14 protein-coding genes and 1 tRNA gene are annotated in these 13,859 nt (G+C 63.2%); 11 read left to right on the forward strand and 4 right to left on the reverse strand.

What is annotated here, in order from left to right; translation table 11 throughout:
* Positions 1 to 51: 51 nt before the first annotated feature.
* Genes VF992_04705 through VF992_04715 form a run of 3 tightly spaced genes read right to left on the reverse strand, consistent with a single transcriptional unit; the run spans position 52 to position 1,522 of the window.
* Positions 52 to 270, reverse strand: coding sequence for a hypothetical protein (locus tag VF992_04705; protein ID HEX9340454.1), 219 nt, complete (start codon positions 268 to 270; stop codon positions 52 to 54).
* A complete protein-coding gene (locus tag VF992_04710; protein ID HEX9340455.1) occupies positions 261 to 902 on the reverse strand; it encodes a hypothetical protein in 642 nt (213 codons plus the stop codon). Before VF992_04710 ends, VF992_04705 begins: the two co-directional genes overlap by 10 nt.
* A complete protein-coding gene (locus VF992_04715) occupies positions 899 to 1,522 on the reverse strand; it encodes an NAD(P)-binding domain-containing protein (GenBank protein ID HEX9340456.1) in 624 nt (207 codons plus the stop codon). Before VF992_04715 ends, VF992_04710 begins: the two co-directional genes overlap by 4 nt.
* 148 nt (positions 1,523 to 1,670) lie before the next feature.
* Between VF992_04715 and VF992_04720 the strand changes: the two genes are divergently transcribed.
* A complete protein-coding gene (locus VF992_04720) occupies positions 1,671 to 2,900 on the forward strand; it encodes an MFS transporter (GenBank protein ID HEX9340457.1) in 1,230 nt (409 codons plus the stop codon).
* 134 nt (positions 2,901 to 3,034) lie between these two features.
* Positions 3,035 to 3,823 (forward strand): hypothetical protein, encoded by a 789-nt coding sequence (locus tag VF992_04725; protein ID HEX9340458.1) that lies wholly within the window; start codon positions 3,035 to 3,037, stop codon positions 3,821 to 3,823.
* 43 nt (positions 3,824 to 3,866) lie between these two features.
* Here VF992_04725 and VF992_04730 read toward each other — a convergent pair whose 3' ends face one another.
* Complete coding sequence (locus VF992_04730) at positions 3,867 to 4,394, reverse strand: hypothetical protein (GenBank protein ID HEX9340459.1); 528 nt, start codon at positions 4,392 to 4,394, stop codon at positions 3,867 to 3,869.
* Between the two features lie 296 nt (positions 4,395 to 4,690).
* Here VF992_04730 and VF992_04735 point away from each other — a divergent pair, with 296 nt between their 5' ends.
* The 9 genes from VF992_04735 to VF992_04775 all read left to right on the forward strand — a co-directional run bounded on the left by VF992_04735 (position 4,691) and on the right by VF992_04775 (position 13,858).
* Positions 4,691 to 4,879: an endonuclease domain-containing protein gene (locus VF992_04735; GenBank protein ID HEX9340460.1), complete on the forward strand. Its 189-nt coding sequence runs from the start codon at positions 4,691 to 4,693 to the stop codon at positions 4,877 to 4,879.
* Positions 4,880 to 5,139: 260 nt separating this feature from the next.
* Positions 5,140 to 5,769: an adenylate kinase gene (locus VF992_04740; GenBank protein ID HEX9340461.1), complete on the forward strand. Its 630-nt coding sequence runs from the start codon at positions 5,140 to 5,142 to the stop codon at positions 5,767 to 5,769.
* 50 nt (positions 5,770 to 5,819) lie between these two features.
* Positions 5,820 to 5,893 (forward strand) — tRNA-Arg (locus VF992_04745).
* Positions 5,894 to 7,860: 1,967 nt separating this feature from the next.
* Positions 7,861 to 8,415, forward strand: coding sequence for a hypothetical protein (locus tag VF992_04750; GenBank protein ID HEX9340462.1), 555 nt, complete (start codon positions 7,861 to 7,863; stop codon positions 8,413 to 8,415).
* Positions 8,412 to 8,729 (forward strand): nucleotidyltransferase domain-containing protein, encoded by a 318-nt coding sequence (locus tag VF992_04755; protein HEX9340463.1) that lies wholly within the window; start codon positions 8,412 to 8,414, stop codon positions 8,727 to 8,729. Before VF992_04750 ends, VF992_04755 begins: the two co-directional genes overlap by 4 nt.
* On the forward strand, positions 8,722 to 9,099 hold the full coding sequence (locus VF992_04760) for a HEPN domain-containing protein (protein HEX9340464.1): 378 nt from the start codon (positions 8,722 to 8,724) through the stop codon (positions 9,097 to 9,099). The genes VF992_04755 and VF992_04760 overlap by 8 nt, the downstream gene beginning before the upstream one ends.
* Positions 9,100 to 10,003: 904 nt before the next feature.
* Positions 10,004 to 10,486: a hypothetical protein gene (locus VF992_04765; protein HEX9340465.1), complete on the forward strand. Its 483-nt coding sequence runs from the start codon at positions 10,004 to 10,006 to the stop codon at positions 10,484 to 10,486.
* A 131-nt stretch (positions 10,487 to 10,617) separates the two neighbouring features.
* On the forward strand, positions 10,618 to 11,220 hold the full coding sequence (locus tag VF992_04770; protein HEX9340466.1) for a hypothetical protein: 603 nt from the start codon (positions 10,618 to 10,620) through the stop codon (positions 11,218 to 11,220).
* Between the two features lie 61 nt (positions 11,221 to 11,281).
* A complete protein-coding gene (locus VF992_04775) occupies positions 11,282 to 13,858 on the forward strand; it encodes a hypothetical protein (protein HEX9340467.1) in 2,577 nt (858 codons plus the stop codon).
* Position 13,859: the final 1 nt, after the last annotated feature.

The raw sequence follows: 13,859 nt of genomic DNA on the forward strand, positions 1-13,859 counted from the left end.
AACTCGTCTCCACGCCTTCTGCGCGGGGACGTGCCGGACAGGCACGCCGGTCTATGGCCCGAATGCGTTGATGAGCCGGCGCGAGATCATCGCCCCGGTCACGAACAGGATGATGATCGTCAACTGCCCGAGGATCCGCGGGTCATACGGCCAGGTGCGGATGTCCGCCGTCTCGCGGTTCTCCATGTCGAGGACCTGCAGGCCTGTCAGGTCCCGGAGGCGTTGTTTGAGAGGGACGCCTTCTCGCCTCGAGGTTCGGGCTAGAGCCACCGGTGGCGAGCCGGGTAGAACTTCGGTCGGCCGTCCGGGTACCGCGCCTTATACCGCCGGTACCGCTCGTGCCACCAGTGGTATCGCTCATCCGACGTGTGGAGGCGGCGATGTGGGATTCGGATCAGCGCCTGTTCGACGGCCCAGACGTTCCGCGGGGAGAGCCGCCAGTCCGCGTCCAGGGTCCGAAGATCGAGGATGCCGTACCCGTTGATGCGCCCCGTGAGATCGACGAACGGGTCGACGTACGAATAGACCAGGTCGCGGACGGATCGGTACAGGGGCTTGCGGCCATGGAGGCCCGGGTCCCGCGATCGTGCGACGGTGCCGTACTTCCGGCCCCGGCGGAACAGGAAGACCACGTGATCCAAGTCGTCCTGGGACTCGAGGTCGACGACGATCGGCGGGTATCCGTGCTGCTCGAGGATCGTCGCCGCGCACAGTGCGCCCTCGAGGCAGTGCACCTGAGTCGCCCGCACCACGCCGCGGAACGTGCGGAGCGTCTCGCCGTGCGTCTCGTGGTTGTACGGCAGGGACTCGAGCCACCGCTGGACTCGCTCCGGCGTTTTCGCGCGATCGATGATCCGCCGCTCGCGGCGCGTGAACGCGGATCGGGGAGGGGCGGGGCTCATGGCCGCCGGATCAAGATGGCCTGCGCCTCGCGCACCGTCAACGGCCGGCCGTAGATCGGCGTGTCGGGCGCTTGACGGCGGCCGCCCTCCCGGAGGGATCCCGTGTCGAGGGTCGCGAAGCCGATGCTGTCGATCAGCTCCGTCACGGTCGCCTTCGCGTCGGCGTCGTCGCCGGCGACGAAGACGACGAACCGCCCCTCGTGCGCGGGCCGCGAACCGCCCGCCAAGGTGTTCCAGCCCATCGTGTTGAAGGCCTTGACGAGCCGAGCGCCCGGCAGCCTCTTGGCGACTTCCTCGCTCGATGTGCTCTCGCCGAGGTCGATGACGCGGCCCGTGGCGGCGTACGGGTTCATCGCGTCGATCACGATCTTGCCCTCGAAGAGCTCCGCGGGAGGAAGCTCCGCCTTCTTCCGCCACGGGAGGGCGAGCAGAACCGCCTCGCCGAACTTCACCGCGTCCTCGGGGCTCGCGGCCTTCGCGTTCGGGCCGATGGACGACACGAGCGACGCCAGCGTGGCGGGGCCGCGGGAATTCGACACGGCCACCTGGTGAGCGGCCCGCGCGAACAGCCGCGCCGCCGTCCCGCCGATGTGCCCGGCTCCGATGATTCCGATTCGCATGGATGATCGACCGAGGCCTGCAAGCCCTGCACGGCTATGGACGTTCGGATTTCACTGGGCGCCTCGACGCCGTTCCAGTCGGCCCACCCACCGGAAAATAGATGGGGCAGGCGAGGATGGCCCGGGCCCCGGACGCGAGGGACCGACGATGGAGCCGACGCCGACAGAACCGCCCCGCCTCCGTCGCCGGATCGGGTTCTCCGAGATCCCGCGGAACGTCCGGCGGATCGTCTACGCGAACGTCCTCGGCGGGGTGGGCTTCGGGTACCTGATCGTCTTCATCACGGCGTACCTCCCGCAGATCGGGATCGGGCCCGAGGTCGTCGGCCTGATCCTCGGCGCGCAGGGCATTTCGATGGTCGTGACTGCGATCCCGCTCGGCTGGTACTCGGATCGCCGCGGCCGGAAAGGGCTCCTGCTGGCCGCGTCCGTCATCCTCCCGCCATCCCTGCTTGTGTTCGCCTTCACGACGGACCTGCGATGGCTCGTCCTCGCCTCCGTCGCCGCCGGCGTCGGCGAAGGCGCCTTCCTCTCGACGTGGAACGCGATCATCGCGGACCAGACGACGGCGGCGCAGCGGAACGCGGCGTTCTCCCTGTCGTTCGTCCTCAACAACGTCGCGGTCGGAGCGGGCTTCGCGCTGCCGCTCGCCTTCCCGGCCCTCCAGGCATGGTCGAGGCTCGACAGCCACACGATCCACGTCGGCGCGCTCGTCGTGACCGACGCCTTCGGATTCGTCATGCCCGTCGCCTTCGCGGTCCTGCTGCGGGGCTACCGGGAGACATTGCGGGTGCGGGAGGGGCGGCCGAAATGGATGGACTGGAAGCCGATGCTGAAATTCTCGGGCGCGAACGGCCTCATCGGCCTCGGGGCGGGGTTCTTCATCCCGCTCGTGCCGACGTGGCTCTTCCTGAAATTCGGTGTGCCGGACACGTGGAGTGGGCCGCTGCTCGCCCTGTCCAACGTCACGATCGGGATCGCGGCGATCGGGAGCGCAGCGCTCGCGAAGCGATACGGCTCCGTGCGGGCAATCGTCATGGCCCAGGGGCTCTCGACGATCTTCCTGCTGAGCCTCGCCTTCGCCACGAACGCGGTCGTCGCGGGCGGGCTGTACCTCATCCGCGCGGCGCTGATGAACATGTCCGCGCCGATCGGGGACTCGTTCCTCATGGGGATCGTCGCGCCGGAACAGAGGGGGCTGGCGAGCGCGGTGAACTCGATCATCTGGCGCCTCCCGAACAGCGTGACGACGGTCCTCGGCGGCGTATTGATGGGCGCGGGCTACTACGACCTCCCGATCTTCCTCGCGACCGCGTTCTATGTGTCGTCGATCACATCCTTCTTCGTCATGTTCCGTAACTTGAAGCCGACGACGTGAGCCCGGACACCTGCTCGCGGACAAGTTGTTCTACCCGGTTCGGAGGAAGGACCGACAGCAGTGGATTGTGATGAGTGGTGTGGACCGCGGATAACCCGAGCAATGTTCATTTGGGATACCGCGCTGCTACGAGTGTGGACATTACCTGGTGGAGGAACCCTTGGCACTTCATCCCTGTGCTTTGGATAGTTTCGGGTGTCATCGCGGCCGCTGTGTGGGCCTATCAATTCCTGCATCCGGAACTTGACCTCGCCCTTGTCTTCGCCCTTCCGGTCGCTGTCTTCACCGCTTCCTTCAGTGCGAGCATGGGTATGTGGCTCTACTCACACATTACTCGAGAGAGCAGAGATGCTCAGTTCAGGTTCGAACGCATCTACACACCCTTGTACGACGATTTGCAGCGAGTCATCCAAGACTTAGACCGAGGCTTCATCGGGTCCCTTCAGAAGTGGCAGGAAATCAACGACACACATCTCAAAGTCTTCGTGGCTCAAGAAGTTGGACATGCAGTGGAAGACCTCGTACGGGAACTTAAGACGTACCATGAGGTTTGGAACGAGGCGTATTCTGCTGCAGAGAAAATCTTGATTGATGCAACCATGCACCTGACCGACAGGGTAGGCTCCCGCAACCCCGGACCAGAAATAGTGACTGAGGTCAAAAGCAGTGGCTATCAATTCTTGTTCGATCCGAACACTACCACGTTGGACCCAAACCGCATGACCAACATAGTCAACCGAATCGGTCAAGCTGGCTATCAGGACGCAAGGAGGCTTGCGGACGAGATGGTCAAGAAGATGAAGGAGACCCTGGTCCTGAACGGCAAGGTCGTTGCTCGGCTTCGGGAGATAGAGGCCTTGATGCCGAAAGTCGAGGCGGTCCGTGAGCTGGTACACCAACGTCTCATACGCCCGCTCTCCTGAGGGAGCTTTCGTATGCGTGGCCTGCCGTACAGCCGCGACTGCACTAACTAGGTAACTCCAATAGCGTCTGAAGGATGTTCGCGGCGTCCTTGAGGTCTCGTAGAGCCTCGTCCCGCGTTAGCCAGAGGCGCGCTTTAGAGATGTCGCCTTCCTGGGCAGCGGAGACCATTGCTACCTCCTGCTTTGCTGCTACATGGGCGATGAGGTTGCCATCCTCTTGGATTCGACCAAGAGCGGCCATCTGCTCATCGGAAAGGACTCCTCGCCTAGCTATCGCGCGTTTCATCTCTTCAAGGCGAACCGGCCGGATCCTCCCATCGTGGGTGCGCGGCGGGTTAAATCTCCACCACATACCCTTGCTCCAGTCTCTGTATAGGAAGACATAGCAAGCGGCCTCCAATGTCGCGCGGCACAGAAGCGCGGTCCCTTCGATTGCTCCTGCATCGAAGACCCGGGCCGCTTCGCCGAACAAAGTTACGCTCTGATGGAGGATCGTCTTCTCCGGTTTGAGATGAGCCATCAAGTCTTGCAAGATCCTCTCTCCTTCTTTCGGCGGGAACTGCCCTTCCATGCATTGCAGAAGAGTGCTTATTACTCATGTCTGTTTGTACAAAAATAGAGGACCGTCCTCTCCAGGTGGAACCGAGGAGCAGCTAGACTGCGAGGTTCACGCTTGGAGCGGGACTTCGGGAAGAAGTCTAAACACTTCACCGACGGTTCTCGGAATCTATATGAGCGCGCCGTCTGGCTTTGTCCACTAATGAGCGACGATTCGGAAGAGTGGGAAGAACTGGTGAAGCGAGGTACGGTTGCAGCTGTGGGTGCTCTACGGAGGTTTGCAACAGAGCAAATCGCCCGGCTTGAGCGATATCAGAAACCACGCCATTCCGCGGGACGCTTCTAACCGACGAGCAGTACCAACTCCTTCTTGAACGACAGGGCGGGGTCTGCGCCATTTGCGGTGATAAGTCGAAGAGTGGACGTCTGGCAATTGACCATATCCATGGAACAACTAAGGTGCGGGGTCTCCTATGCATGGGTGCAACACGGGTTTAGGACTGTTTTAGGGATGACCCTGATCGCCTTGCCAAGGCAATGGACTACCTGAAACGGAGTGGAGAACCCAAGTCGAGAATCGGTGAGCCACGCCGGTTCGTCCATGGCCGAACCGGCGCCAAAAATGGGGCCCCACGACACAGGGCGGTGAGGCCTGAGGGGACAGGACGAAGAAACTGGGTTTCGCGCGATTTTGGGGTTTGGTGCATCGAAATCGAAGGTCCAAAGTCTTTTGACCGCCAATTCGTTCTCCACGGGCCATGCGTCTCATCCTCCTCGGCCCCCCGGGCGCGGGCAAAGGCACCCAGGCCGAAAAGCTCTCCGCGTACCTCGGCGTCCCGCGGATCTCGACGGGGGACATCCTGCGCCGGAACGTCGTCGACGACACGCCCCTCGGCAAGAAGGCGAAGGCGTACATGGACTCGGGCCAGCTCGTGCCCGACGACCTCGTGATCACGATGACGGAACGACGGCTCAAGGAGCCGGACGCGAAGAAGGGGTTCATCCTCGACGGCTTCCCCCGGAACCTCGCCCAGGCGGAGGCGCTCTCCAGGCTCACGAAGATCGACGCGGTCGTGAGCCTCTTCTTGGAGCCGGAGGACTTAATCAAGCGGAACACGGGCCGGCGCATATGCCCGAAGGACGACACGGTCTACCATATCCTGATGAACCCGCCGAAGAACCCCGGCGTCTGCGACAAGTGCGGCACCCCTCTGATCATCCGGGCGGACGACAAAGAGGAGGTCGTGCGCAAGCGGATCGAGACGCACGAGAAGCAGACCGCGCCGCTCATCAAGTACTACCGGGACCGCGGCCTTCTGCGGGAGGTCTACGCGAGCGGCCTCATCGAAGAGATTTTCCTCCGGTCGATCGAAGCGCTCAAGGCGTGAGGTACGTCGCCATCACCATCAAATATGGCCGGGCCGTTAGACGCCGCTGCGCCCCTGTAGTCTAGCTTGGATAGGACAGAGGCCTGCGGAGCCTCTGACCTGGGTTCGAATCCCAGCAGGGGCGTCCGCGTACGTGTGCAGGGGCTTTCGACTCGGCGAGTTCGTGACTGGGCGGGTCTCCCGCGTGTGGCACTTTTCGCGAAGGCAAGTCGCGGCAGGGCGATCCCGGTTCCGGACTTTCCGGGGAAAACGTGACAACTCAAGCCGAATTGACAACGCCGGCTATATGCAACACACGGTTGTCGGCCGCCGAGGGGACGGTATCGCACTAGTTGCGCTGGGATACGACACCGCAGGCTTGCTCAAGGAAACTCAAATGACCTAAGGGTAGGGACGCGCTGTGGATTTTTATGGACCGGGTCTCGAAGAACCCTTCGCGATTGTCAAACGGGGCATTGTCCGAACCGGAATCGTGCAGGGGCTCCTCTTCGTCGCTGGGAGTCTTCCAACAGCGATTGCGGGTGCGGTTTACGGATATTCCCCGGTCTTGGCCATCGGTGTCTTGGGACTCATTCTGAGTCTTTTTCCATTTTCGGTCGCCGTTCGCATCCATCGCAGACTACGGGGCCCGAAGGTAGCGCCGGATGGGATATACCTCCCGCTTCCGAAAGGATTCCTTGAAGGGGGATACTGGCTGCCGGCGGAAGCAATTGTCACGGCTGATCTCCACGAATCGCCGCCCGAGGCTTACGTGAGCTTCGACGTACGAACCGCACTTGGTATGCGGAGGGTCGCCATCGAGAAAGGCTTGATCGTCAGTTGGCCAGCCTTCGTCCGGGCTCTCCATCGGCTCGGGATTACGGGCGTCCGCGCACCGCACCCACCGCGCCCTCCTTCTACATTTAAGGAATCGTCCAATCGATCGGGCCGGCGCCGATTGACCTATCTTGGTTTCGTCGGGGGCTTGGCGTATGTCATCGTGGTCGGATTTTCCCTCCGGGTGAGCCTTACGCTCGTGGCGTTTGCGTTCTCGTCGCTCGTTTCCGCCGTTGTAATCGCCATGGCGTTTTTTTCAGCCCGGCGCGTTCCTCTTCGCGTCCAAGTCGATGGACAACACGTTTCAATTCGGCTGTTCGGTCGGTCCAAGCCAGTCCGGTTGCATGTCCCGCAGATTCGAGTCGGAGCGGCTTGGGTGACGTCCTTGTCCGATGATTCACGACAGGCAACGTATGGTCCTTTGGACCCGGAAATCGTTCATCTCTTGGAGTCGATCATGGAGCAGGAGGGCGGCAGTTGAGCCTCCAGCCGTTCAGCGGTTTGTCGCGATTTCGATTAACGCGACTCCGCAAGCGCCCAATGGTTCGAATTCGTCGCGGCCTTCCTAGCGGTTAGCTTCGTCGCTTCGATGTTTGCCATGCGTTACTCAGAACTACCTGGAGTGCAGCTTCTGTCGATGATTAGCTTCGTCCTCAACATAATCGGATTCCTGGCCGCTGTTCATGAATTCGGTTTGCTGTAGCTAAGGGGAGGTCATAGACTGAACGAAAACCCGATGGCGATGCGAATCGACGGATACCGTCGGACCCTCTACGTGGTTGGATTCGTTGGTCTCCTCGTCCTAGATCCACTTGGCACGCTCATTCTCCTTCAGATTACGAGTCGACTGATCCAAGGCCTACTGGTTGGCCTCCTGATTCTGTGCAACATGTTCGTCCTCCTGTTCATCACTTACGCTCCGACACGACTTGGCGTTCTCGGTGACAATTTCGTTGTGGTCCGGGTTCGGTGGTCTCGCAAACCGCAGGTCCAAACGATTCCCCTCTCTGAGGTACGGTCTGCAGAGCTCACCCGTGGAATGGCGGGCATAGCCCATCTCGCAATTACTATGAAGACTGGACGTAGGGTTCGTATCGGCTTCCTTGATGGAACTCTGGCCTCTGAACTGGCATCAGCATTCAATCCCGCTCGCGTTCCCGTATCGTGATTCTCAAGGTCGAGGTTGTGTAGCGCGAGTTCTTCGGCTCCGGACAGTCCACGTTCGACGTCACGTCCGCGTACGGTCCGTTCGTCCTCGGCGTCAATGCGGTCGTCGTGCCGAGGTCGATCTTCCTCGACTCGAAGCTCCGGGCCGACTTCGATGCGGGCACGTTCGTCCCGCTGACCGACGCGACCCTGTACGGCGAGGACCTCGGACAGACGAGCGTCTCGGAGAGCGTGATGAACGTCATCGCGGTGTCCCTGGCCGGCTCGGACGCGTACAACGTCCTGAGCCGGTTGCTGCGGAACGCGACGGACGTCCAGGTGTACTCGTACGTCGACCTCACCTCGTACGTCCTCCTGGCGAACCTGCCGTACGACGTCGTGCGCATCCTGCCGTGGGCCAAGGTGACGAACGGCGCGACGGGCGCGGCGCCGGACGGCATGCCGGGCTTCGCGAACGTCCTCGTGCAGCTCGGCCAGATGTTCTACGACGTCCTCGTCGCCTTGGGCACGTTCCTCGTGAACCTGGCGGAGGCGATCGTGGACTGGGGGATGAAGGCGCTCGGGGCCGTGGGGACGGATGCTGCAGAAGGTTCCTCCTCAGGCACTTCCTCCCTCGCCGCGATGCCTTTAAGACCGTCATGGACCATCGGAACGGCGGCATGAGGGACTACCGAAAGATCGCGGAGGATTTTGCCCTCCACCTCAAGGCGAAGTATGGCGAGAGGATTGAGCGGGTCATCTTGTTCGGGTCCGTGGCCCGCGGAGACTACCGGGAGGACTCTGACGTGGACCTGATCGTCGTGGGACGCGGCGACCGTTTGGCACTTCAGGGGGAGCTCGCCGCGGACTCCGTGCGGCTGCTCCTCGAGACGGGCGTCCTCGTCACCCCCATGGCATTCACGCAGGAAGAGATGGGACGGGTCGACCGGACGTTGTTCGGGCGCACCGTGGCCTCCGAGGGCGTTGTCCTTGCCTGAATCCGAGGACCTCCTGAAAGCCGCCCAAGAGTCGCTCGAGGCGGCAAGGCTCCTCGCATCCCGCGGTTTTCATCCGGACGCCGTGAGCCGTGCGTACTACGCGATCGTGTACGCCGCCCGTGCCGCGCTCGCAAGCCGCGGCGTTGCCGCGAAGACCCACGGCGGGACGCTCCAACGCTTCGGAGAACTGTTCGTCGCGCCCGGCCTCCTCTCCTCCGATCTCACCACGGCCTTCGGGAAGGCGATGGCGATTCGAAATCGGGCGGATTACTCGACGGCGGTGCGTCCCGGGAGGGAAGACTCCGAGACGGTACTCGGGGACGCCGCGCGATTTGTCGACGCCGTGACTCGCCTTCTCTCTGGGAAGTGACCGCTGAGATGCGAGGACGTCCCGCTTCGCCCAGCCCAACCCGAACGCGACGGACGATCGTCTCGAAGTCGCAGGGTGGCATCTTCTTGGCGTCAATCGGTTTTGCAGTAGGCGCGTTCGCATGGTACTCCGCTACCGCCTATCTTCAGCAGCATCCGCTGAGGTGATGCCGTGGATGGGAGCGGGCGAGGGCATCGGAGCACGGCCGGGCAAGGCGAGATAATCTCCAACACGCCCGCGGTCGTCTCTTTCGGTGCCGTCGGACTCGTGTTCGCCTTTGCTGCAATCTGGGCATTCTCTCAGGGCCCTGTACGAACGGGGAACTTCGGCGGACTCCTCCTACTATGTCGTGCTTTTTCTGCTTGCGGCGATGGCGCTTGCCCTCTTCGTCGCGGTCTTCCAATTCCCCTACTCCCTGGAGGTGTCCAGCGAAAGTTTGGAGTTGAGGTATGTTCACCGGCGGGAGGAGATACCGGCGGCCCGAATCTCGACGATTGAAGTCCGTGGTGGGGCGGTGGGCCGTAACTGTTGGATTGTGTTCGTAGACGGAGAAAGCAAGTCGATTGGATCAAGGAGCCGACGTCTGCCGGATATCTGGCGCCGTTTCCATCCACCAATGCAGGCTCGGGGTGTCCAGAATCACTTTCAAGATCGATGACGCGGGGCATGACGTTCCCCTGTGCAACTGCCAGAACCTTGCCCGCCGAATACCCGACTCAGCCAGGCGTGCGCACTTTGCCTTCTCGAAAATGGTCCGTTGGGTGTACGGTGTCCGAGTGGTCGGGGTCGTTGGAATCATCCTCACGGTGGGGCAAGTAGTGGCCAGATGGACGGGTAATTAATCATGGCGTTTTCCTATCGGGAAACCAAAGACCGAAGTCTTCGGCACCTGTTCATCGTCCTGTTGGCGGTTACGACGGCGAGCCTTGGATATGTGCTGTTCAGACTCGTTGTCAGCGGGTTTTCTCTGGTTCTTGGCGCGCTTCTGACGGGGTTCGGGATCTTGGTCGGAGCCTTTGCTCTCGGGTTTGCATTTCAACTTGCCGAGGCCCAGGCCTTTCCCGTCCTCATTGAGGGCGACCGTCTTAGCTTCCCTCGGGCAACCATTCTCGCAGTGGTCTTGGGAAGACGCGAATGGACGCATATCAGCGATGTGAAAAGGATTGAGCTGAAACTCAACCGGATCGTTCGGACGTCGGTCCGCGATTCGCAGCTTGGAACCTCATTGGAAGATGCTCAAGTTCCGACCGACGTCGTTGTGACAACTGTGAATGGAAAGGTGTACGAGAAGCACTACAATGTCCTTCGGCGGCACCACCGTGCGCTGGCTGCAGAGACCGCCAAAGCCCTCCTCGCCTGGGCGCCGGAAAAGGTGGTGCTGAAGTGATGCCTCATTCTAGCCGCCGATGATCATACATTCGGACCGGACTGAGCGGCCCTCGTGTCTGTCGAAATCCGGGACATCGCAAGTCCCGATCGATTCAAGGCGGCCATCGAAGCGCTAACCATCGATGATGCATGACCCACTCCGAGTTCGATCTCGCATCGGAATCCAGTCCATTTGTCGTTGTCCCGAGGTCGATCTTCCTCGACTCGAAGCTCCCGAAAGACCTCGACGCCGGGACGTTCGCGCCCCTATCCGACGCGACCCTGTACGGCGAAGACCTCGGCCAAGCGAAGGTCTCGGAGAGCGTCGCCGGGACGGTGGCGAAGTCCCTGTCCAGCGTCGAGGCGAAGAACGTCCTCGACCGCCTCCTGCAGAACGCGACGAACGTCCTCGTGTACTCGTACGTCGACGTGACGTCCTACGTCGTCCTGATGAACCTTCCCGCGGACGTCGTGAAGATCCTCCCCTGGGCCTCCGTGACGATCAGCCCGACCGGCGCGATGCCGCAGGACTTCTGGCAGAAGATCGGCGCGGCGGAGTCGGCCATTGTCAACTCTCTCGTGCAGCTCGGACAGATGATCAACGACGGACTCGTCGCCATCGGCACGTTCCTCGTCAACCTGGCGGAGGCGATCGCGGACTGGGAGATGAAGGCGCTCGGGGCCGTGTGGAACACGGTCGTCGCCGTCGCGCAGCCGGCAGCCCACGTTGTGCAGCACCTGGCCTCCCGCTAGGGCCGTCGCCTCGCGCGGAAATAGGGATTGACTTAAAGCCCGCGTCCATCCTCGCCATGCTGTGCTCCGCGGCTATCTGACACCTCTATCGATCGCGGTCTTCCTCCTGGCCTCGGCCGTCTTGGTTCCCCATCCTGGAGGAGTCCTGCCGATCCCGATATCTTCGGCATCGACCGCTGCGGATCCCCTCGTCCAATCCGAGTTGAGTGCTCGCGATTCTCGGCCCGCGGATCCGCTTGTCATCGCGGATTCGAGCGGGCCTGTCGGCCCGAGAGCCGCGGTCCCCGTCACGTCGTTCGAAGGCCTGATCTTCGGCGCGAACGGACCGTACACGAACCGCTACGTCCCGCCGGACGTCCAAGTCGCGGCCGGGCCGAATCACGTCGTCGAGATGGTGAACGCCCTCGGCCGCATCTGGACGAAACAGGGGACGGTCCTCGAGACCTTCACGCTCCACACGTTCTTCGGAGTCGCATCGACGGATTTCATCAGCGACCCGAAGGTGCGGTTCGACGGCTCGGGCGGTCGGTGGTTCGCCACGATCGCCGACGTCACGACGGCGAGCATCCTCCTCGAGGTCTCGACCTCGGACGATCCGACGTCGACCTGGAATCCGTACGCGTTCCTCGCGTCCGCCGGCTGCGCCGATCAACCGCTCCTCGGCATTAGCGACGACACGGTCGTCCTCTCGGCGAACGATTTCTCCTCCTGCACCGTGCGGAATCCGTCGTACGTTGGAGTCGAGTACTGGGTCGTGAACAAGGCGGACCTCCTCGGCGGCGCGACGGCGCGGTTCTCCCGCTTCGGCCCGGACAGTTCCCGCTTCTCGCTCCAGCCGGCCCACGCCTTCTCGTCGACGACGGCGTACCTCGTCACCGCAGGGAGTGGCCTGACGACGATCCTCGCGGTGTTCGCGGTGACGGGCGTTCCGCCGGGGACCGTCTCCATCGCCGAACACGACCTCGCGATCCGCCCGACCGCCGGCCCGCCGAGCGCCTCGCAAGCCGGCTCGAACGGTGCCCTCGACACGGGGGACGCGCGGGTGGAGGACGCCTTCTGGGACGCGGGTCGCCTCTGGGTCGCGTTGAACGACGCCTGCATCCCGTCGGGGGACGTCGGCACGCGGTCGTGCGTCCGCCTGATCGAGGTCGACACGGGGACGTGGGCGGTCGAACAAGACTTCGACTTCGGGATCACGGACAAGTACGTCTTCTACCCGGCGTTGCGCACGGACGGCGGCGGCCGGCTGTTCGTCGTCTTCGGATTTTCGTCGTCGACCGAATACCCGGGCGTCATGGTCGCCATCCGATCGGCGTCGGATCCGCCGGATTCGCTCGGAGCGCCGCAAGTCATCCGGAGAGGCGATGGGCCGGTGGTGACCGGATGCTCCGGATCGAGGTGCCGCTACGGCGACTACTTCGGCGCCGGCCGGGATCCTTCGGACCCGGAGATCGTATGGGTCGCCGGAGAGTACGGCGCGACGGCCGGGTGGGCGACGTACATCGCGGCCATGTCGGCGACGGTCCGGCTGACCGTGAGCTACGCGCTGGTGGGCGGCGGCACCGGCTTCCGGGCGCCGACGTTCACGTACGTGCAGGATGGCGTGACGAAGACCGCGTCGCTCACCGCCACGCAGACGACGTACGCGCTCGACGGCGGAACCCCGTGGTCGGTGCCGCAAATGCTCCCGGGGTCGGGCGCGAGCGAACGATGGGCGACGGACTCGAACGGGACGGGGAACGCGACCGCGTCGCTGACGATCGTCTTCACGTACGCGCATCAGTACCTCGAGACCTTCGCGTACCGCGTGACCGGCGGGGGCGCAGGCTTCGGCGCGCCGAACGCGTCGTACATGGGCGTCGGACGTGCGTTCGAATCGACTGCGAACTTCACGGACTGGGCGGATGCGGGCTCGTCGTACGCGTTCGCGCCCTCGCTCCCGGGATCGAACGCGACCGAGCGGTGGTACGTCGATCCGTCGACGGCCGGCGGAACCGTTTCCGGCTCGGGGACCGTCGATGTCCTCTACCGGCATCAGGCGTTCGTGACCTTCGACCTGCAGGGACCGGCGGGCGGGACCGTGTCGCCGGGCACGGGATGGTACGACGTCGGCGCGTCGATCTCGCCGTCCGTCGCGGGGCCGGCGGGATGGGCCGCGGGCGAATGGATCGGTTCCGGACCGGGCGCCTATTCCGGGCCCGAGCCGACGCCGGCGCTGACGGTGAGCGGCCCCTTCTCCGAGACCGCCATCCTGTTCCCAGGCCTGACGATTGCCGCGGGATTCGGCGGCGTGTCGTATAGATACGAGGGCGGAACCGGGACGGTGCCGGGCGGCTCGTCCCGGACGATTTACGTTCGGCCGGGGACCATCGTCTCCCTCGTCGAGACATCGGCGAGCGCGTTCACCTTCGCGGGCTGGAGCGGCGGGACCTCGGGCATGCAGTCGAACGTCTCCGTGACGATCGAGGTTCCCACGCAGGTGAGGGCGAACTTCGCGCTGACGACGAGCGCCGCAATCGCCCTTGTCTCCCTTTTCGGGGGGCTGGTCCTCGGTCTCGTGCTGCTCGTCGGGGTCGTGCGGCGGAGGCGGCGGACGTCCGGTCCTCCGCCGACGGTGCCTCCGCCTCCTTCCCCTTAAA

Source organism: Thermoplasmata archaeon (assembly GCA_036395115.1).
GTDB lineage: Archaea > Thermoplasmatota > Thermoplasmata > RBG-16-68-12 > RBG-16-68-12 > RBG-16-68-12.